At 63.2% G+C, this 20918-nt stretch carries 15 protein-coding genes; 6 read left to right on the top strand and 9 right to left on the bottom strand.

Features of this window, described 5'->3' with window-relative positions:
* Positions 1-54: 54 nt before the first annotated feature.
* The 4 genes from B7Y64_RS08760 (at position 55) to phbB (ending at position 4591) form a co-directional block, all read left to right on the top strand.
* Entirely contained in the window at positions 55-1233 is a 1179-nt protein-coding gene (locus tag B7Y64_RS08760; RefSeq protein ID WP_024815165.1) for an acetyl-CoA C-acetyltransferase, read from the top strand.
* A gap of 138 nt (positions 1234-1371) precedes the next feature.
* Positions 1372-2820 carry a methyl-accepting chemotaxis protein gene (locus B7Y64_RS08755; protein WP_291325379.1) on the top strand — a complete coding sequence of 483 codons (1449 nt, stop codon included), beginning with the start codon at positions 1372-1374 and terminating at the stop codon, positions 2818-2820.
* A gap of 38 nt (positions 2821-2858) precedes the next feature.
* Positions 2859-3641, top strand: coding sequence for an EAL domain-containing protein (locus B7Y64_RS08750; protein WP_024815163.1), 783 nt, complete (start codon positions 2859-2861; stop codon positions 3639-3641).
* 212 nt (positions 3642-3853) lie between these two features.
* Complete coding sequence (gene phbB / locus B7Y64_RS08745) at positions 3854-4591, top strand: acetoacetyl-CoA reductase (protein ID WP_114654594.1); 738 nt, start codon at positions 3854-3856, stop codon at positions 4589-4591.
* Positions 4592-4968: 377 nt separating this feature from the next.
* Here phbB and B7Y64_RS08740 read toward each other — a convergent pair whose 3' ends face one another.
* From B7Y64_RS08740 to dapC, 6 genes are all read right to left on the bottom strand, one after another.
* A complete protein-coding gene (locus B7Y64_RS08740; protein WP_291325380.1) occupies positions 4969-7038 on the bottom strand; it encodes an ATP-binding cassette domain-containing protein in 2070 nt (689 codons plus the stop codon).
* Entirely contained in the window at positions 7038-7964 is a 927-nt protein-coding gene (prmB, locus tag B7Y64_RS08735; protein ID WP_291328682.1) for a 50S ribosomal protein L3 N(5)-glutamine methyltransferase, read from the bottom strand. Before prmB ends, B7Y64_RS08740 begins: the two co-directional genes overlap by 1 nt.
* Positions 7961-9166: a succinyl-diaminopimelate desuccinylase gene (dapE, locus tag B7Y64_RS08730; RefSeq protein WP_291328680.1), complete on the bottom strand. Its 1206-nt coding sequence runs from the start codon at positions 9164-9166 to the stop codon at positions 7961-7963. Before dapE ends, prmB begins: the two co-directional genes overlap by 4 nt.
* Before the next feature lie 23 nt (positions 9167-9189).
* A complete protein-coding gene (locus B7Y64_RS08725) occupies positions 9190-10350 on the bottom strand; it encodes a PilT/PilU family type 4a pilus ATPase (protein ID WP_291324205.1) in 1161 nt (386 codons plus the stop codon).
* A gap of 68 nt (positions 10351-10418) precedes the next feature.
* The gene (gene dapD / locus B7Y64_RS08720) at positions 10419-11243 is read right to left on the bottom strand and encodes a 2,3,4,5-tetrahydropyridine-2,6-dicarboxylate N-succinyltransferase (protein ID WP_024815157.1); all 825 of its coding nucleotides are present in this window, start codon (positions 11241-11243) and stop codon (positions 10419-10421) included.
* Between the two features lie 4 nt (positions 11244-11247).
* Positions 11248-12453 carry a succinyldiaminopimelate transaminase gene (gene dapC / locus B7Y64_RS08715; RefSeq protein WP_024815156.1) on the bottom strand — a complete coding sequence of 402 codons (1206 nt, stop codon included), beginning with the start codon at positions 12451-12453 and terminating at the stop codon, positions 11248-11250.
* A 160-nt stretch (positions 12454-12613) separates the two neighbouring features.
* Between dapC and B7Y64_RS08710 the strand changes: the two genes are divergently transcribed.
* The gene (locus tag B7Y64_RS08710; RefSeq protein WP_024815155.1) at positions 12614-14101 is read left to right on the top strand and encodes a methyl-accepting chemotaxis protein; all 1488 of its coding nucleotides are present in this window, start codon (positions 12614-12616) and stop codon (positions 14099-14101) included.
* 54 nt (positions 14102-14155) lie between these two features.
* Here B7Y64_RS08710 and rsxB read toward each other — a convergent pair whose 3' ends face one another.
* The 3 genes from rsxB to B7Y64_RS08695 form a co-directional block, all read right to left on the bottom strand.
* A complete protein-coding gene (rsxB, locus tag B7Y64_RS08705) occupies positions 14156-14842 on the bottom strand; it encodes an electron transport complex subunit RsxB (RefSeq protein WP_291324204.1) in 687 nt (228 codons plus the stop codon).
* A complete protein-coding gene (gene phaZ, locus B7Y64_RS08700) occupies positions 14842-16554 on the bottom strand; it encodes a polyhydroxyalkanoate depolymerase (RefSeq protein WP_291328678.1) in 1713 nt (570 codons plus the stop codon). The genes rsxB and phaZ overlap by 1 nt, the downstream gene beginning before the upstream one ends.
* Before the next feature lie 273 nt (positions 16555-16827).
* Positions 16828-17898: a GTP pyrophosphokinase family protein gene (locus B7Y64_RS08695; RefSeq protein WP_291324202.1), complete on the bottom strand. Its 1071-nt coding sequence runs from the start codon at positions 17896-17898 to the stop codon at positions 16828-16830.
* 206 nt (positions 17899-18104) lie between these two features.
* Between B7Y64_RS08695 and B7Y64_RS08690 the strand changes: the two genes are divergently transcribed.
* On the top strand, positions 18105-20873 hold the full coding sequence (locus tag B7Y64_RS08690; RefSeq protein WP_291324201.1) for an EAL domain-containing protein: 2769 nt from the start codon (positions 18105-18107) through the stop codon (positions 20871-20873).
* Positions 20874-20918 lie beyond the last annotated feature (45 nt).

Raw genomic sequence — 20918 nt, 5'->3', positions numbered from 1 at the left:
ACCCGCCGGGGCACGAACGCCCCCCCGCACCGATCCACCTCGAAAGGACTATCCATGGAAGACATCGTCATTGTTTCAGCCGCCCGCACCGCCGTGGGCAAATTTGGTGGCGCACTGGCCAAGACCCCCGCCACCGAACTGGGCTCCATCGTGATCCGCGAGGCCATCGCGCGCGCCGGGCTCTCATCCGACCAGATCGGTGAAGTCATCATGGGCCAGGTGCTGGCGGCAGGCGTGGGTCAAAACCCCGCGCGCCAGGCCTCCATGAAGGCGGGCGTGGCCAAGGAAACGCCCGCCCTCACCATCAACGCAGTGTGTGGCTCGGGACTCAAATCGGTCATGCTGGCCGCCCAGGCCGTGGCCTGGGGCGACAGCGAGATCGTGGTGGCCGGCGGCCAGGAAAACATGAGCCTCTCGCCCCACGTGCTCAACGGCTCGCGTGATGGCCAGCGCATGGGCGACTGGAAGATGGTCGACTCGATGATCGTCGATGGCCTGTGGGATGTGTACAACCAGTACCACATGGGCATCACGGCCGAAAACGTGGCCAAGGCCTATGGCATTACCCGTGATATGCAGGACGCGCTGGCCCTGGGTAGCCAGCAAAAGGCTGCTGCCGCGCAAGACGCAGGCAAATTTGCCGACGAAATCGTGGGTGTGAGCCTGGCCCAGAAAAAGGGCGACCCCATCCTCTTCAATGCCGACGAATACCTGAACCGCAAAACCAATGCCGAAGTGCTGGCCGGTCTGCGCCCGGCTTTCGACAAGGCGGGCACCGTGACGGCAGGCAACGCCTCGGGCATCAACGACGGCGCCGCTGCCGTGGTGGTGATGACCGCCAAGAAAGCAGCAGCCCTGGGCCTCAAGCCGCTGGCGCGCATTGCCGCCTTTGGCACCAGCGGTCTCGACCCGGCCACCATGGGCATGGGCCCGGTGCCTGCTTCTCGCAAGGCCTTGCAACGCGCCGGCTGGAACGCCGCCGACGTGGACCTGTTCGAGTTGAATGAAGCTTTTGCTGCCCAGGCCTGTGCGGTCAACAAAGAACTGGGCATTGACCCTGCCAAGGTCAACGTGAACGGGGGTGCCATTGCCATTGGTCACCCCATTGGCGCGTCCGGTTGCCGCATTCTGGTGACGCTGCTGCATGAAATGCAGCGCCGCGATGCCAAGAAGGGCTTGGCTGCGCTGTGCATTGGCGGTGGCATGGGCGTGTCCCTGGCGCTGGAGCGCTGAGCACTCCTGCGCTTCCAGGCACCAGAAGAAGCCGCGGTGACACGCGGCTTTTTTTGTCCCTATGGGATGGATGAATGCGAAGGATGGATTTATACCAATAAGTTACAATAAAAACATATTGGTGCAAATTGCGAATTTATGTCCTCGTCATCCTTCTCCCCAGCTTCCGAAAAATCTGTATCCACCCCTGTAGACAGCGCCTTGCTGGGTGACCGCGTGATGCTGGCCGCGATTGCACTGAGTGCCATCGCGGCGGTGGTCCTGGGGCTGCGGTTTGTGGATTCGGTGCTGGCTCTGGTGGCTTCGGGCGCCTTGGTCTTGATTGCGGGTGTGGCCTACGGCACGGCACGGGGCACTCTGGCTTCGCGCTTGGTGCTGGCTTTTGTGCAGGTGGGTCTGGTGGCGCTGCATATCCAGCTGGCGCAGGGCATGCTGGAGTTTCACTTTGGCGTGTTCGTCACGCTGGCCTTGCTGCTGGTGTACCTCGACTGGCGCCCCATTGTGTGGGCCGCACTGCTGTTTGCCGTGCACCATGTGCTGTTTGACCGTCTCCAGGCGGCGGGCTTCGGTGTGTATTGCATGACCAGCCCCGATTTTGGACGGGTGGTGCTGCATGCGGTATATGTGGTGATCCAGACCGTGCTGGAGGTAATTTTGGCCGTGAACATGGGACGCACCGCCCGCGAGTCGCTGGAGCTGCAGCGCCTGTCTGCTGCCCTGGTGCGGGGCGACCAGATTGCCCTGGATGTCTCTCACATGGTGGTCGAAACACCGGGTGGAAGGGCGCTCAAGCAGGCGCTGGAGCGCATGCATGAAACCGTTGCAACGGTTCAGGAAGCCGCCACCAGCATGGCGCTGGCGTGCCAGGAGATTGCCATGGGCGCACAAGACCTGTCGGTGCGCACCGAAGACACCGCGGGCAACCTGCAGGCAACGTCTGCCAGCATGGAGCAACTTACCGGCACGGTGCGCCAGTCTGCCAACGCTTCGGAGCAGGCCAATGCCCTGGCGGTGTCGGCTGCCGGCGTGGCACGGCACGGGGGCGAAGTGGTGGGGCGGGTGATCCACACCATGCGCGAGATCAATGAGGGCTCGGCCCGCATTGCGGACATCACGGGGGTCATCGATTCCATCGCCTTTCAGACCAACATCCTGGCGCTCAATGCCGCCGTGGAAGCCGCCCGTGCGGGCGAACAGGGGCGCGGGTTTGCTGTGGTGGCCACCGAGGTGCGCAGCCTGGCGCAGCGCTCTGCGCAGGCAGCCCGCGAGATCAAGGTGCTCATTGACAGCTCGGTGCAAAAAGCGTCGGCGGGGGGGCAACTGGCCGACGAAGCGGGCCGCACCATGTCGGAGATCGTAGGCTCGGTGCAGCAGGTCAGTGCCATGATGGGCGAGATCCATGCGGCTGCGCGCGACCAATCGGCCGGCATTGCCCAGATCAACCAGTCGGTAGGGCAGCTCGACCAGATGACGCAGCAGAACGCCGCGCTGGTGGAGGAATCTGCCGCCGCCGCAGGCACCGTGACCGAGCAGGCCCAGCGGCTGGCCAAGGTGGTTGCGGTATTTGCCCTGTCGCGGGGTGCGTGAACCCGCCATCACCGCCTCTGGCTGGATATCATGACCCCATGATTTCTACTGTTTTTGCCCAACCGTTTGAGCCCTTGGGCTGTGCTGCCTGCCGCGACAAGACCCAGCTTCCCTTTGATTTCACGATGGCGTTCCAGCCCATCATGGATTTGCATTCCGGGCGCCCATTTGCCTACGAGGCGCTGGTGCGCGGTGTGGACGGACAGTCTGCGGCCACGGTGCTGTCGTGGGTGGATGACGCCCACCGCTATCGGTTTGACCAGGCATGCCGGGTGAAAGCCATCGAATTGGCCTCGCGCCTGGGCCTGGCCGCATTGCCCCAGTGCCGCCTCAGCATCAATTTCTTGCCCAACGCGGTGTACCGTGCAGAAACCTGTATTCGCGCCACCATGGAGGCGGCCAAGGAATTCCATTTTCCGCACGACCGCATCATGTTTGAAGTGACCGAGGGCGAGCAGGTGACCAACGGCGCCCACCTCAAGGCCATCTTCAATGAATACCGCCGCCAGGGGCTGATCACCGCGATTGACGATTTTGGTGCGGGTTATGCGGGGCTGAACATGCTGGTTCAGTTCCAGCCCCATGTGCTGAAGATAGACATGGAGCTGATCCGCAATATCGACCAGGATCCCGTGCGCCAGGCCATCGTGTCGGGCATTGCGCTGGTGTGCGATCGCCTGGGCATCGACATCGTGGCCGAAGGCATCGAGACGGCACAAGAATCCGAGCACCTGCTGGCGGCGGGCATCCACTACCAGCAGGGCTATCTGTTTGCCAAACCGGGCTGGGAAACCTTGCCGCTGGCCGTTGGTGGCATTTGATGCAGCCAGTGCACGCTCAAGGCCCTTTCAACAACAGATGCATGACCCTGCGGCCTTCCTCTCGGAGGCTGCACGCAGGGCTGAACACACGGGTTTTGGCTGTGCCAGATGCGTCGCTGCGGAAAAACAGCGGATTCAGTGTTTTCCTTCACCACAGTGCATCAATTGTTGGGTAGAGTGGCATTGAGCACATTACAACCAGGAGAAATCACATGAGCAAAAAAGTAGCGTATGTCACGGGTGGCATGGGCGGTATCGGCACCGCGATTTGCCAGCGTCTGCACAAAGAGGGGTTCACCGTCATCGCCGGTTGCGGCCCCACACGTGATTTCACGAAATGGCTGGACGAGCAAAAGGCGCTGGGCTACTCCTTTCACGCCTCAGTGGGCAATGTGGGCGACTGGGATTCCACCGTCGAGGCCTTCACCAAGACCAAGGCGGAGCACGGTTCGATCGATGTGCTGGTCAACAACGCCGGCATCACGCGCGACCGCATGTTCCTCAAAATGACCCGCGAGGACTGGGACCAGGTGATCGAGACCAACCTCAACAGCATGTTCAACGTCACCAAGCAGGTGGTGGCCGACATGGTGGAAAAGGGCTGGGGCCGCATCATCAACATCAGCTCGGTCAACGGCGAAAAAGGCCAGGCAGGGCAAACCAACTACTCGGCCGCCAAGGCCGGCATGCACGGCTTCAGCATGGCCCTGGCGCAAGAGCTGGCCACCAAGGGCGTGACGGTGAACACCGTGAGCCCAGGCTACATCGGCACCGACATGGTCAAGGCCATTCGCCCCGATGTGCTGGAAAAGATCGTGGCCACCGTGCCCGTCAAGCGGCTCGGTGAGCCCAGCGAGATCGCCTCCATCATTGCCTGGCTGGCCTCGGAAGAGGGCGGCTACGCCACGGGAGCTGACTTCTCGGTCAATGGCGGCCTGCACATGGGCTGACGCAGCGGCCGGTGCAGACAACAAAAAACCCCGCAATGCGGGGTTTTTTGTTGAGAGGAACATGAATGAAGGGGCTGCCGCCGCCATTGTGATGGGCGGCTGCCACGCCCTCAAAAGCGGGCCGGTGCGCGCTTGCGGTCGCGTTCGTCTTCGGGCCAAGCGGACAAGATTGCGGTGGTATTCATACTGGAAAACTCCTGTGATGTACCAACAACGCGCTCACTTGGGGCTTGGTTGACCGGCAAACGCAAAAAAATGCAACCGGATGAGCCTTAGCCTCAACAAAAATCGTTGCTTCAAGATTAATAGCATTCACCGCAGGTCTTTATTGGTGAAAAGCCAGAAAACTAATGCACTCGATTACAAGGTTTTACGTTTCAAGCGCTGGTGCCCACGCCCAGTTCTTCCAGCCCGGCGGAAATTTCCAGCCAGCGTTCTTCCAGCTGGGCGGTCTCGTCGTGACCGGCTTTCAGGCGTCGGCCAAGGTCTGCGATTTCGGCGGGCGGCAGTGGCTGGGTGAGCCGCTGCTCCAGGTCGGCCCGCTCTGCAACCAGGGCAGACAGGCGTTGGTCGATCTGTTCGAGCTCGCGTTTCAGGGGGCGTGTTTTTTCTGCCAGCTGCTGTCGTGTCTGGGCATCCTGCTTGCGCTGCTCTTTCGCGTCGACTGCGGGTTTGGCATCATTTTGGCCTCTAGCGCTTATCTGGTCTGCGCTAGCAGCTATTGAAACGGGAGCAATAGCCACGGGTTTGGCGGCGGCCACGGCAGGCGCCGGTGCTGCGGCCTTGAGCGCCGCGCTTTCGGCTGCGGCCTCCAGCTTGGCCAGTTCACGTTGGCGCTTGGCTTCATCGAGCAGGTAGCGCTGGTAATCATCGAGGTCGCCGTCAAACGGCCCCACGGCGCCCCGACCCACCATCCAGAACTCGTCGCACACGGCGCGCAGCAGGGCGCGGTCGTGGCTGACCAGCATGACCGTGCCTTCGAATTCGTTGAGCGCCATCGACAGCGCCTCGCGCGTGGCCAGGTCCAGGTGATTGGTGGGCTCGTCCAGCAGCAGCAAGTTGGGCCGCTGCCAGACGATCATGGCCAGCACCAGGCGGGCTTTTTCGCCGCCGCTCATACTGCCCACGCTTTGCTTGACCATGTCGCCGGTGAAGTTGAATGTGCCCAGATAGCTGCGCAGGTCTTGTTCGCGGCTCGATTCGCGGCTGTTGGGGCCCAGCTCGCGCGCCAGGCGGATCATGTGCTCCAGCGGGTTTTCATGCGGGCGCAGCACGTCCAGCTCCTGCTGGGCAAAGTAGCCGATCGACAGGCCCTTGCCTTCGGTCACGGTGCCGGCCAGCGGCGCCATGGTGCGGGCAATGGTCTTGACCAGCGTGGACTTGCCCTGGCCGTTGGCACCCAGAATGCCGATGCGCTGGCCTGCCAGCACGCTGCGGCTGACGTTTTGCAGGATGGTGGTTTCGGCACCGTCTTCGCTGCGGTAGCCAAACGATGCGTCGCTGATGGCCAGCATCGGGTTGGGCAGGTTTTGTGGCTCCTTGAATTCGAAGGTGAATTCGGCGTCGGCCAGCAGGGGCGCGATCTTTTCCATGCGGTCAAGCGCCTTGACGCGGCTTTGCGCCTGCTTGGCCTTGCTGGCCTTGGCCTTGAAGCGGTCAATAAACTTCTTGAGGTGGGCGATTTTTTCCTGTTGTTTGGAAAAGCTGGCCTGCTGCAATTCGAGCTGCTGGGCGCGCAGATCTTCAAACTTGCTGTAGTTGCCGCCATAGCGCGTGATCTGCGCGTTGTCGATGTGCATGGTGACGTTGGTCACGGCATCGAGGAACTCGCGGTCGTGGCTGATGACGATCATCGTGCCTTCGTAGCGCTTGAGCCAGGCTTCCAGCCAGACCAGGGCATCGAGGTCCAGGTGGTTGGTGGGCTCGTCGAGCAGCAGCAGATCGGAGGGGCACATCAGCGCGCGGGCCAGCTGCAGGCGCATGCGCCAGCCACCCGAGAAGCTGTTGACGGGCTTGTCCAGCTCGGACACCTTGAAACCCAGACCCAGGATGAGTGCCTGCGCGCGGGGTTCGGCATCGTGTGCGCCGGCATCGGCCAGGTCGGTGTAGGCGTGGGCAATGGCCATGCCGTCGTCGGCGGCCTCGGCTTTGGCCAGCTCGGCCTGCAGATCGGTCAGGCGCGTGTCGCCTGCCACCACGAAGGCGGTCGCGGGCTCGTCGGTTTCGGGCATGTTCTGCGCCACCTGCGCCATGCGCCACTGCGTGGGGATGTAGAAATCGCCGCCGTCTTCGTGCAGAGAGCCGTTGAGCAGGGCAAACAGGCTGGATTTTCCGGCGCCGTTGCGGCCCACCAGGCCGGCTTTTTCGCCGGGGTTGATGGTGGCGTTGACGCCATTGAGCAGCACCTTGGCGCCGCGGCGCAAGGTGACATTTTTAAGAGTGATCATCAGGAAGAGAAAAATGCAACCAGGGCTTGGCGTGTTGCCAAAAGCACCTGATCTTCGCCCGCGCTGGTATCTATCCAGTACACAGGCAGCTGCCCGAAGGCGGCTTCAAAGTGGGAACGCTCGTTGCCGATTTCGAGAACGAGCACCGCATTTTCGCTCATGCGGGCGGGAGCGTCCTGAAGCAGCTGGCGAATGAAGTCCATGCCATCGGCACCGCCCGCCAGCGCGAGGGTGGGTTCCGCCCGGTATTCGGCGGGCAATTGCGCCATGCTGGCCGCGTTCACATAGGGTGGATTGCAAAGAATCAGGTCCCACGGGCCGGGTAGCTGGGCCAGGCCATCCGACAACTGCAGCGAGATGCGGTCTTGAAGGCCATGCTGGTCCACATTGATGCGGGCCACGGCCAGTGCGCTGGGCGAGATGTCGGCGCCCGTGACTTCGACGTCAGGCCAGGCCATGGCCGCCAGAACGGCCAGGCTGCCGTTGCCGGTACACAAATCGAGCACGCGGCGCGTGTGCTCGCCCAGAAAATCATCGATGCTGCCATCGGCCAGCAACTCGGCAATGAAGCTGCGCGGCACGATGGCGCGCTCGTCCACGTAAAACGGCACGCCTTGCAGCCATGCCTCGCGGGTGAGGTAGGCGGCGGGTTTGCGGGTGCGAATGCGCTCGTCAAAAAGTGTAGCTACCAGCGCAAGCTCATCGGGCGCTACAGCCTTATTTGCCACTGAATCGGGGCGATCGCCCAAGTCACTGTCCAGCGGCAACCGCAGTCGCCACAGCACCAGCCAGGCGGCCTCGTCGTGGGCATTGGTGGTGCCGTGCCCGAAAGAAACGCCAGCGGCGGTGAGCAGATCGGCGCCGGACTGCACGAGCGCGGCCACGGTGCCGCCTTGCAGGGCGGGAAGGGCGGTGTTGTCGGTCATGCTGCGGCCGCCTGTGTGGCCGCTGGTGCCGTGCTGGCCTGGTGGTTCAGGTTTTCGAGGCTGCGGCGGTAGATGTTTTTGAGGGGCTCGATGTCGGCCACCACCACATGCTCGTCGATCTTGTGGATGCTGGCGTTGGGCGGGCCCAGTTCAATCACCTGCGGGCAGATCTGTGCAATGAAACGGCCGTCGCTGGTGCCACCGGTGGTGGACAGCTCGGTGGTGATGCCGGTTTCGGCCAGGATGGCCTGCTGCACTGCCGTGACGAGGTCGCCCGGCGTGGTCAGAAAGGGGCGGCCGCCCAGCGTCCACTGCAGGTCGTATTCGAGGCTGTGGCGGTCCAGCAGGCTGTATACGCGCTGCTTGAGACCCTCGGCCGTGGATTCGGTGGAGAAGCGGAAATTGAAATCCACCACCACCTCGCCCGGAATCACATTGCTGGCGCCGGTGCCGCCGTGCATGTTGCTGATCTGCCAGCTGGTGGGCGGAAAGAAGGCGTTGCCCCTGTCCCACTCGGTGGCAGCCATTTCGGCCAGCGCCGGCAGGGCCTGGTGGATGGGGTTGCGCGCCAGTTGCGGGTAGGCGATGTGGCCCTGGATGCCGCGCACGGTGAGCTTGCCGCTGAGCGTGCCGCGACGACCGTTCTTGATCATGTCGCCCGTTTGTTTGACCGATGTGGGTTCGCCCACGATGCAGTAGTCCAGCGTTTCGCCACGGGCTTTGAGTTGCTCCACCACCACTTTGGTGCCGTCAATCGAAGGGCCTTCCTCGTCGCTGGTCAGCAGGAAGGCGATGGAAATCTGCGGGTCTGGGTGAGCGGCCAAAAATTCTTCCACCGCCACGACGAAAGCGGCGATGGAGGTTTTCATGTCACTGGCGCCGCGGCCAAAGAGCTTGCCGTCCTTGTGCGTGGGCGTGAAAGGGTGACTGCCCCACTGCGCCAGCGGGCCGGTGGGTACCACGTCGGTGTGCCCGGCAAATACTATTGTTTTAATAGCTGCTTGCGCTTGCTGCGTATGGGCTGTAGGCCTTTTTGACCACAAGTTGCTGACGCGAAAGCTGTCGGGCCCGCTGTCCAGGCGTTCGCAGACAAACCCCAGCGGTGCCAGGCGTGCCGCGAGCAGGTCGAGGCAGCCTGCATCCTCGGGCGTGATGGAGGGAAGGGAGATGAGCTGTTCGGCCAGGTGCAGGGTGCGGGACATCAGAAAAAGAAGGGGAAACCGGGTCAGGCGGATTTGACGTCCAGCACGATTTCGGTGAAAGAAGGTTGGTCGTCGGGAGTGTCCCGCGCCTCTTTTTGGGCCTTGGCTGCGTTGGCAGCCAGGGCGAAGTCGTTTTGCAGGCGCCACATCAGGTTGGTGGGCGAGTCGGCGTGGGCCAGGCCTTCCTTGCGGTCGATCTTGCCCTCGATGATGTGGTGGGCCAGAGCTTCCTCGAAGGTCTGCGAGCCTTCGGCCATGGATTTTTCCATGGCCTCCTTCACGCCCGAGAAGTCGCCCTTTTCCACCAGCTCGGAAACCAGCTTGGTGTTGAGCATGATTTCCACGGCGGGCACGCGGCCGCCTTCGACCGTGCGCACCAGCCGCTGAGACACCACCGCCTTGAGCGCCGAAGCAAGGTCGCCCAGCATGGTGGGGCGCACCTCGACGGGGTAGAAGCTCAGGATACGGTTGAGCGCGTGGTAGCTGTTGTTGCCGTGCAGCGTGGCCAGGCAAAGGTGGCCCGACTGCGCATAGGCAATGGCGGCCGACATGGTTTCACGGTCGCGGATTTCGCCGATAAGGATCACATCGGGGGCCTGGCGCAGCGCGTTCTTGAGTGCGGTCTGCAGCGACTGCGTGTCACTGCCGATCTCGCGCTGGTTCACGATCGATTTCTTGTTCTTGAACTGGTATTCAACCGGGTCTTCGATCGTGAGGATGTGCCCGGTGAGCTGCTCGTTGCGGCTGTCGATCATCGAGGCCAGCGTGGTGCTCTTGCCCGAGCCGGTGGCGCCCACCACCAGGATGAGCCCGCGCTTTTCCATGATCAGTTCGCGCAGGATGGACGGCAGGCCCAGCGAGTCGAGTTCGGGGATGTGCTGCGAGATGAAGCGGATCACCACCGCATAACTGCCACGCTGGCGCATGGCGCTGACGCGAAATCGGCCCACACCGCTCAAGGGCACGCCCATGTTGAGCTCGCCGGTTTCTTCCAGCTCTTCAATGCGGTCCGGGGGCACCACCTCGGACAGCAGGTTGCGCGGGGCATCGGGCGGCAGGATCTGGTTGTTGATCGGCACGCATTCGCCGTTGATCTTGATCAACGCCGGCGCGTTGGCCGACAGATAGACGTCGGAGGCCTTTTTCTCTGCCATCAGGCGAAGAATTCTTTCCATCGTGCTCATGGTTTCTCCCTCTCGTTGTTCGTGTCGGTCTTGGCGTGGATTGCGCTGGCGTTGTCGATCAACCGCGCTCAGTCGCGCAGCAGATCGTTCAGGCTCGTCGTCGAGCGGGTCTTGGCATCCACCTTCTTGACGATGATGGCGGCATACATGCTGTATTTGCCGCCTTCCTTGGGCAGGCTGCCGCTGATGACGACTGAGCCCGCAGGCACGCGGCCATAGCTGATCTCGCCCGTGGCGCGGTCATAGATCGGGGTGCTTTGGCCCAGGTACACGCCCATGGAAATCACCGAGTTTTCTTCCACGATCACGCCTTCGACCACTTCGGAGCGCGCACCGATGAAGCAGTTGTCCTCGATGATGGTGGGGTTGGCCTGCAGGGGTTCGAGCACGCCGCCCAGGCCCACGCCGCCCGACAGGTGCACGTTCTTGCCCACCTGCGCGCAGCTGCCCACGGTGGCCCAGGTGTCCACCATGGTGCCTTCATCGACATAGGCGCCAATGTTCACATAGGACGGCATCAGGATGGCGCCCTTGGCGATGAAGCTGCCACGGCGCGCCACGGCCGGGGGGACCACGCGCACGCCAGTGGCGGACATTTCGTCAGCGCTGAGTCCGCCGAACTTGGTGGGCACCTTGTCGTAGAAACCCAGGTCACCCGCCTCGATGAGTTCGTTGTCTTTAAGGCGGAACGACAGCAGCACGGCCTTTTTGATCCATTGATGCACCGTCCACTGGCCCACGGCTTCGCGCGTGGCCACGCGCAGCGTGCCGTTGTTCAGCTCGGAAATCACATGGTCGACGGCGTCAACGATTTCTTTGGGTGCGGCGGCGGGCGAGAGGCTGGCGCGGTTGTCCCAGGCGTTGTCGATAAGGGTTTGGAGTTGTTGGGTCATGGAATCAGGCAGTACGGGATTGGATGAATTGGACGATGCGCAGCGCGGCTTCCACGCATTCTTGAGTGTCGGCCACAAGGGCCATGCGCACACGCTGCGCGCCGGGATTGCTGCCCTGGGCCTCGCGGGCCAGGTAGCTTCCGGGCAGCACGGTGACATTGTATTGAGCCAGCAAGGCGCGGGCGAACTCGGTGTCGGTCATGCCCAGGGCCTCAGGGACCTTGGCCCAGAGATAAAAACCGGCGTCGGGCAAGGAGACATCCATCACCCCGGCGAGCAGGGGCGTGACCTGCGCGAATTTCTTGCGGTAGAGCATGCGGTTTTCTTCCACATGGTGCTCATCGCCCCAGGCTGCAATGCTGGCCGCCTGCACCACCGGGCTCATGGCACTGCCGTGGTAGGTGCGGTACAGCAAAAACGCCTTCATCAACGCGGCATCGCCGGCCACAAAGCCGCTGCGCAGCCCCGGCACGTTGCTGCGCTTTGACAGGCTGGTGAAGGACACCAGGTTCTTGAAATCATTGCGCCCCAGGCGGGCCGCCGCCTGCAGGCCGCCCAGCGGGGGCTCATCGCGGAAGTAGATTTCGCTGTAGCACTCGTCCGAGGCGATCACGAAGCCATGGCGGTCGCTCAGCTCAAACAGCTTTTGCCATTCGGACAGCGGCATCACGGCGCCCGTGGGGTTGCCGGGCGAACAGACAAACAGCAGTTGCGTGCGCTGCCACACCGCGTCGGGCACGGTGTCCCAGTTCACTGCGAAATTGCGCGCAGGGTCGCTGGGCGCGTAATGGGGCGTAGCCCCGGCCAGCACGGCCGCGCCCTCGTAGATCTGATAGAACGGGTTGGGGCACACCACCACGGGCTGGCCCCTGGAGGGGTCGATCACAGTCTGGGCAAAGGCGAACAGTGCTTCGCGCGACCCATTGACGGGCAGGACCTGCGTGGCGGCGTCCACGGCCAGGTCGTAGCGCCTGGAAAGCCAGGCCGAGAAAGCCTCGCGCAGGCGCAAATCGCCGGCCGTGGCCGGATAGCTGGCCAGGCCATCGAGGTTGGCGCTGATGGCATCCTTGATGAACTGGGGCGTGGGGTGGCGGGGCTCGCCCATGCCCAGGCTGACCGGGCTGAAAGCTGCCGGAGGCGTGACCCCCGCGAAAAGCTGTCGCAGCCGCTCGAAAGGGTAGGGCTGCAGGTGGGAAAGCAGGGGATTCATGGGGCTGCATTATGGGCGATGCCGATGCTGGCATCGGCTGGCCGGCGGCACTGCAAATACGCGCGCCCGGTGTAAACCCTTGCATGCCGTGTTTGTCAATCCGGTGTAAGAGGCGGCTTCTAGCATGTTTGTAACTATTTAAAACGTGATCGGGGACAAAATGGCTGGATTCTCTTTGCTGCGACCGGGCCGGCGCCTGATGCGCTGGTTTCGCCTGCCGGGCAAGCTGGTGGCGCCGGGTTCCGTGCTGTTGGCCACGGTGGTTGCCGCCAGTCTCTCGGCGCCGTGGTGGGTATTGCTTGCGGGCGCAGCGCTCGGGTTGTATCTGATGCTGGCGCTGTATGCCAGCCTGTCGGCCGATCTGGCGGGTTTGGCGCATGCCATGCAGCGCACTACCGGAGGGGATCTGTGCGCCCGTGCGGGCGTTTATGGCCAGGACGAAGTGGGAGGGATGGCCAAGTCGCTCGACCAGATGGTGCTGACGCTGTCGTCCATGGTGGCCGACATACGCAGCAATGCCGCGCTGGTGGCCCACGCCGGGCAGACCCTGGCCCACGGTAACCGCGCGCTGGCAGACCGCACTGAGCAGCAGGCGGCCAACCTGGAAGAAACCGCTGCCAGCGTGGAGCAGCTGTCCGCGGCTGTGCAGAGCAATGCGCAAACGGCGCTGGGGGCCGACCAACGCGCCGCCCAGGTGCGGGAGGCAGCCGATGCCGGGGCCCAGGCCATGGCCAGTGCCGTGCAATCGGTGCAGGCCATCCAGCAAGGTGCGCGCCGCATGACCGAAATCATCGGCGTGATTGACAGCATTGCCTTTCAAACCAACATCCTGGCGCTGAACGCGGCAGTGGAAGCGGCCCGCGCGGGCGAACAGGGGCGTGGATTTGCCGTGGTGGCCGGAGAGGTGCGCACCCTGGCCAAGCGTTCTGCCGACGCAGCCCAGGAAATCCGGCAGCTGATCAGCGCGTCGGTGAACCAGGTGGAGGCCAGCGCTGGCCTGATCCGCACGGCCGGAGATGGGATCGCCGAGATGGCGGGCGGCATACGCAGCGTGGCCGCCAGCATGTCGGAGATTTCGGGCTCCAGTGCCGAGCAGAGCACCGGGCTGCGTGAAGTCAGCGCCGCAGTGCAACAGCTCGACCAGATCACGCAGCACAACGCCCAGATGGTGGGCCATGCCGTCCAGCAGGCCGAAGCCCTGCAAAGCCGGGCCTCCACCCTGTCACGCGCAGTGTCGGCCTTCCGATTGCAGCAGGGCACGGCTGAAGAGGCTGTGGCGCTGGTGAGCAAGGCGGCAGCGCTGCACAAAACAAGCCCGCGCGACGCTTTTCTGAGAACCATCACCGACAAGAACCAGGCGTTTCATGACCGCGACATGTATGTGTTTGCGCTCAATCCGCAAGGAACCTATCTGGCGTTTGGTGGCAACCAGGCCAAGGTGGGGACGCGCGTACAGGACATTCCGGGCATTGCCGGGGATCGGCTGGTCAGCGACATTGTTGCGCAGGGCGACCGTGCGCCCGGTTGGGTGGAATACGACATCACCAACCCGGCTACCGGCGCGGTGCAGACCAAGATGTCGTTCGTGGCGCGTCTGGGTGATTTGTACGTGGGGTGTGGCGTTTACAAGAGCCTTGCAGCCCGCTGAAACGATGCGCACCTACCCACGCCGCAGGAGGGCGCGCGGTCCGCGTCGCAATCCTCAGTGCGAAGGCGGGTTGCGCCGTTGCCGGGCGCGGGCAGTGGCTGCAGCAATCGCTGCCTGTCGGGCGGCGTGTGACGTTGAGGCCTGTGAGTTGACCACCGCATGCACAGGGCTTTGCGCAGGCAGCGTGTCGGCATCGGGCTCGGGTGCTGGCGGCTCGGCGCTGTGCTGCGCCAGCCGTTGCTGGCGCATGGCGTAGCGCTGGCGTGCGTTGTCGGCCTGGGTGGGGGTCCAGGCGGCCCAGCCCGTGGCGGTGCCACTGGCGTTTTCCAGCTGGATACAGTCCACCGGGCACACCGGGATGCACAGTTCGCAACCCGTGCAATGGGCTGCAATCACGGTGTGCATGAGCTTGTTGGCACCCACAATGGCGTCGGTGGGGCAGGCCTTGATGCAGAGGGTGCAGCCAATGCACCAGTCCTCATCGATCACGGCCACGGTGCGGGGGGCCGGCAGCCCATGCACAGGATTCAACGGCACCACGGCGTGGCCCGTGATGGCAGCCAACCGGGCCACCCCTTCCAACCCGCCCGGAGGGCACTGGTTGATGGGGGCCAGCCCCTCGGCCATCGCTTGCGCATAGCTGGCGCAGTCGGGGTAGCCGCAGCGGGTGCACTGCGTCTGGGGCAGGGCCGCGTTGATGCGCGCTGCCAGCTCCGCCACCGTTTGCGGCAAGCCAGGCATCAGGCCTTGCGTGCTGCCGGGCGCTTGGTGCTTTTTGCTGCGGGTGCAGAAGCGCGCGCCCGCGCGGTGTCGGAGGTCTTGGCGACAGCCGCGTTGGTGGCCGGTGGGACGGTGCTTGCGGTTTCGGTGCCTGGAGTGTTCACCCAGCGTGTTGCCACACCGGCGGGCGATGCGTTCGCGCGGATGGCGGCCTGAACTGCCTTGGGCTTTGCCACGGCAGCAGGAGTGGAAGGCGCCACCTTGGGCGTAGCAGCAGCGGCCTTGACGGTACGTTTGACGGGGCTTGCGCTTACCGTCTGTGCGGAGGCTGGTGCAGCAACGCTGGCTGTCACCGGGGCGGCGACCACGGGCGCAGGCGCGCTCGGTGCGGGGGCTGCGCTGGCAGCTACAACCGGCTCGCTGGCCGCGTTGGCAACAGCAGTGGAGGCCGCAGACTTGGTGGCCAAAGGCGCATCGTGCTTCTGGATGAATGCGTGCACCCTGGGATAAACGACATCGCGCCAGCGGCGACCACTGAAAATGCCATAGTGGCCTGCGCCCTTGGCTTCAAGGTGGTGCTGCTCGTTGCGCACGATGCCGGTGCACAGGTCGTGCGCGGCCTCGGTCTGGCCTGAGCCGGAGATGTCGTCAAGTTCACCTTCCACCGTGAACAGCGCGGTGGTGGTGATGTCCTGCGGGCGCACGCGCTCGATCTTGCCGGTGGGGGAGCGCACATCCCAGGTGCCATGCACAAGGTTGTAGTCCTGGAACACGGTCTTGATGGTTTCCAGGTAGTAATCCGCGTCCATGTCCAGAACGGCGTTGTATTCGTCGTAGAACTTGCGGTGGGCCTCGGCGCTGGCGTCGTCGCCCTTGATCAGGTCCTTGAAATAGTCGTAGTGGCTGGTGGCATGACGGTCGGGGTTCATGGCCACAAAGCCGGTGTACTGCAGGAACCCGGGGTACACGCGGCGTCCGGCACCCGGAAAGTTGTCGGGCACCCGGAAGATCACATTGTTCTCAAACCACTCGTAGCTGCGGTTCGTGGCCAGGTTGTTCACCGTGGTGGGCGATTTGCGTGCATCGATGGGGCCGCCCATCATGGTCATGGTGATGGGCGTGGTCTCGCCGCGGCTGGCCATCAATGACACCGCAGCCAGCACCGGCACGGTCGGCTGGCAGACGCTGATCACATGGCAATTGCCATAAATGCCCTGCAGGTGGCGAATGAACTCTTGTACATAGTTGACGTAGTCGTCAAGGTGAAACTCGCCCTCGGACAGCGGCACCAGGCGGGCGCTGCGCCAGTCGGTGATGTAGACCTTGTGGTCCTTGAGCATGGTGCGCACCGTGTCGCGCAGCAAGGTGGCGTAATGGCCGGACAGCGGGGCTACGATCAGCACCACGGGCTGGGTTTTGAGCTTGGTCAGCGTGGCCGGGTCGTCCGAAAAACGCTTGAAACGGCGCAGTTCGCAAAAAGGCTTGTTGAGTTCGACGCGCTCATGAATGGCCACGCCAACACCATCGACGTCCACCGTGTGGATGTCGAAAGCTGGTTTTTCGTAACCCTTGCCCAGGCGATACAGCAGGTCGTAGCCGGCAGAAACACGTTGCGCGAGCGGGATTTGGCTGAGGAGCGAAGACGAGTGGCTGTACAGCTTCGAGGCGGCCTGGGCAAATCCGGCAAAAGGCTCCATCAGGGAGCGTTGGGTTTCGTATATCTGGTAGAGCATGGGGTGAAACTCCGTTATGTTGCAGTGCAATATAACAGCAACTGGTTACGGATGTCTGGAGTGGAACCACCAATGTGAGGTCGCCTTGGTGACAGTTTGGTGACCCGTTATTTGCTTCACGCCGGCGTTTTGTTTGCTACCAATAGTATAGCTGGAGACGCTTTACTGTAAGGGGCTTGGTGCCGATTTGATGCCTTGTTGATAAGGCTGACGCCAGCGGGCACCTGCTTGCGCAGTGCCCCCAGCGGGGTGGTTTACCTCGCTTGCCCAGGTTCAAGTGCTGCCGTGTTCCTGCAACCAGGCCTCAAAGGCCTCCCTTGCCACGTTGCGCAACGCTGGGCGAAAGGCCGCATTGTTGCTGAGATACAGGCAATGGCGCATCACGGTGTAGGGGTTGAAGCTGCCTTGGGGGTTCTGCTCCTCAAAATGCAGCTTGTAGCGCTTGACCACGGCAATGGTTTCGCGCAGCAGCGCATTGAAGCGGGCGCGTGTCATGCCGGGCGACCAGCCCTGGATGTCGTCCACAAAGCTGTCCACCTTGGAGGGCTCGAATTCAAAATCCTTGAAGAAGTGGGTGGCAATCTTGAGGAATGTGAAGGCGTTGAGCTCGCTACTCGGGGTGGACGCTTTGTCCGCCACCTGTGCGTCGGCTTCCGGCACGGTCTCTGCGGTTTCGTCGGGGGCCTGCAGCAATTCGGCCGCGGTGGCGTCCCGGATCTGGCGGAACTCGCGGTCGGCCAGTTCAAACAACGCCGACAGCACATTGATGCGTCGCTTGAGCTGGCCTGGAATCGATTTTTTGTACTTGATCTTGTGGTCCAGCACGCTCCAAGAATCCTGGATGATGGTGCGCACCTGCAGCTCAAACGCATGGCCTGCACATGCAGCATGCTCGGGCAACGCCCGCTGGGCCGCATTGAGCCTCAGGTCAAGGTGCAGGCCCTTGTAGCCAAACGAAGCCTCGGTGCCCTCAACGGCGGCCACCTTGTCGGTGACTTCCATCACATCAAAATGCGAGCGCACCAGGTGGGCCACCTTTTCGAGCTCGTCTTCATACAGGCAGACCACGCGCACCCCGATCAGGTCGGTGATGTAGGGGGCAATTTCATAGGGCAGGTTGGCCTCTTCCAGCGACGGCCTGTACTTGCGGGTGAATTTCTGGATGCACTCGGTCTTGTCCTTGACCCGGCCCTCCACCTTGGCTACATCCACCTGCCCGGATGCGGAGAGCAGTGCCGTGATCAGCGTCGCAAAAGACGCGCAGGCCTCCTGCAGGCGTTGCAGGTTCTGGTCATGGAAGGCATAAAAACGGGCTTCCTCCCGTTCAAAATCAAGCGATGGCATAGGGATTGTCTCGAATGCACCTGTTATCTGGATCGTAAGGCCTGTGTCGCCCCGTGCTGCCTGCGTGGGTCTGCGAATACGCACAAATACTGGGGGGAGGGCCTGGGAACTTGCCCATAATGGCAAAAGAGTGTGTCGGCGTTTTTGCGCTGCCCGTTGCTCCAGACAAATTTTCCCACCAAGCATTCATCCAGACTTCAAACCCCATGAGCCAAACCCGCCAGCACCAAAAGCGGCCTCGCACGGAAGAACACCGTTGGGGTCTGCTTACGCTGACGGGGCCGGTGCTGACGGTGTTCTTGCTGGGATTGACGTTTCTGTACTGGCAGGGCGCACAGCGGGAAGCAGACGCCAAAAGGCACCAGGCCTTTGCCGTCTCGGTGGAGCGCATTGTTTCCAGCCTCAAGGACCGCATGGCCACCTACGAACTGGTGCTGCGCGGCGTGAAGGGCTACTACGACGGCTCCGACAGCATCGATCGCGACGAGTTTGAGGCCTACGTTCAGGCGCTGCGCCTGCCGGAAACCCGACCCGGGCTGCAGGGCGTGGCCTATGTGCTGAATTTGCCGGCAGACGAGTTGGACGCCCATGTGGAGCAGATGCGCAACAAAGGCCTCCTGTCTTACAACGTGCACCCGCAGGTCGCGCAATCGCACCACACCCCTATCACCCACATCGAGCCCCAGTCCAGCGACAACCTCAAGGCGCTGGGGTTCGATGCTTCCACCATTACCACCGCCCGCGAGGCGCTGGACCGCGCGCGCGACACCGGCAAACTGGCCCTGACCTCCAGGCTCAGGCTGCAGCAGGACGTGGGGCGTGATGCCGTGACCGGGCTGGTCATGTACCTGCCGCTTTATCGCAAGGATGCCGACCTCGGCTCGGTGGAGGGCCGCCAGCGTGGCATTGTGGGCTGGGTTTCGGCACCCTTTCGCATGAACGATCTGCTGCAGGGAATGGCCCAGCAGCTTTATTCCGACATCGACCTGGCTATTTACGACGGCGACCCGCAATCCGCCGAGAGCCTGTTGTACGGGGACGCCAAGCTTGGTGCAGCCGCGCCAGGCGCAGCACCGGGTTTGCGCGCCACGCAGCAAATAGCGCTGGGCGGGCGCACCTGGACGCTGGTGATGCAGCCGCTCCCGACTTTCGAGCAGCGCTTCAATGACCGCGACCCCGTCCTGCTGGCTGCGATGGGCGTGGCCCTGAGCCTGATGGCCGGTCTGCTGACATGGGTGATGGCCACGGGCCGTGAGCGCGCCATGGGGCTGGCCCGCCGCATGACGCAGGCGCTGCGCAGCACCCGGGACGACCTGGAAAGCACCCTCAACGCCATTCCGGACCTGTTGTTCGAGGTCGACCTGGAGGGGCGCATCCACCATTACCGCTCCGCGCGCTCCACGCTGCTGGCCGCGCCTCCCGAGATGTTTCTGGGCCGTCTGATGGACGAATTTGTGCCGCCCGAGGCCTCTGCGGGCTGGCATGCCGCGCTGCAGGCCGCCCACGACACAGGTTATTCAATGGGCCACCAATACCGACTGGAACTGGCGCAACAGACGCATTGGTTCGAGTTGTCCATTGCGCGCAAGGAAAGCGCAACGCCCGGGCAGGTTCCCCGTTTCATTGCCTTGTCGCGAGACATCACCGAACGCAAGCTGGCCGAAGCCCGCACGCACCAGCTGGCCTACTTTGACGGGCTGACCGGCCTGCCCAACCGACGCATGCTGCTGGACCGCCTGGACCATGCCCTGGCCTCGGCGCGCAAGTCGGGGCAGGTGGGGGCGTTGTTGTTCATCGATCTGGACGATTTCAAGCAGATCAACGACGCCCGCGGGCATTCGCTGGGAGACGAACTCCTCAAGCAGGTGGCGCAGCGCCTCGCGCAGCTGCAGCGCCCCGGCGACACCGTCGCGCGCATCGGGGGGGACGAGTTTGTGATGCTGATCAACGACATTGCCACCGACATGGAATCGGGCGGGCGCAGCGCGCTGCTGGCGGCCGAGGCCGTGCGGGCGACCCTGGAGGCGCCCTACACCATCGACACCCATCTTTACAGCAGCACGGGCAGCATCGGCATCACCCTTTTCCCCAAGCGCAGCGAAGAGGTCGAAGACCTGCTGCGCGAGGCCGACACCGCCATGTACCGTGCCAAAGACCTGGGACGCAACCGCATCCGTTTTTACGAAGCCGACATGCAGGCCGACGTGCAAGAACGCCTGGCGCTGGAACAAGACCTCAAAAAAGCCAGCGCAGAGGGCCAGCTGACTGCGTTCGTGCAGTCGCAGGTGGATGCCTCCGGCACCGTGATCGGTGGCGAGCTGCTCATGCGCTGGAACCACCCGGTGCGCGGCAACGTGCCCCCCAGCCGTTTCATTCCGGTGGCGGAATCCTCAGGTCTGATCCTGCGCATGGGCGACCGGATGATCCTGCAGGCCTGCGAGACGCTGGCCCGATTGCACGCGGCAGGGCAGGAGCTTTTGATATCCGTGAACGTGAGCGAGCGCCAGTTTCGCCAGGACGACTTTGTCGAACGCGTGCTCGGCATGCTTGCCCAGACTGGCGCCCCGGCAGCGCTGCTCATCCTGGAGGTCACCGAAAGCCTGCTGATCGAACACCTCGACGACACCATTGCCCGCATGAGCGACCTTGTGCGTCACGGTGTGCGTTTCTCGATTGATGACTTTGGCACGGGTTATTCCAGCCTGGCCTACCTCAAGCGACTGCCCCTGTACGAGTTGAAGATCGACAAGAGCTTTGTGCAGGACACGCCCGACGACCCCAACGACACCGCCATCGTGCAGTCCATCATTTCGGTGGCCAGGCACCTCAAGCTGCGCGTGGTGGCCGAGGGCGTCGAAACCCGCGCCCAGGCCGATTTTCTGGTGGCCAGCCAGTGCGACTGCCTGCAGGGCTATCTGTTTTCCAGGCCCGAGCCGCTGCAAGGGTGGCTCACGCGCCAGCTGGGCGGGGGCTGAAAGGGCTGAAGGCGCGGCGCGGTCGCGCCATGCCCGGGGTTCCTC

The organism is Acidovorax sp. 35-64-16 (genome assembly GCF_002281195.1).
Taxonomy (GTDB): domain Bacteria; phylum Pseudomonadota; class Gammaproteobacteria; order Burkholderiales; family Burkholderiaceae_C; genus Acidovorax; species Acidovorax defluvii.
Note: the sequence above shows the minus strand (reverse complement) of the source record. Positions and strands in the feature narration are given on the sequence as shown.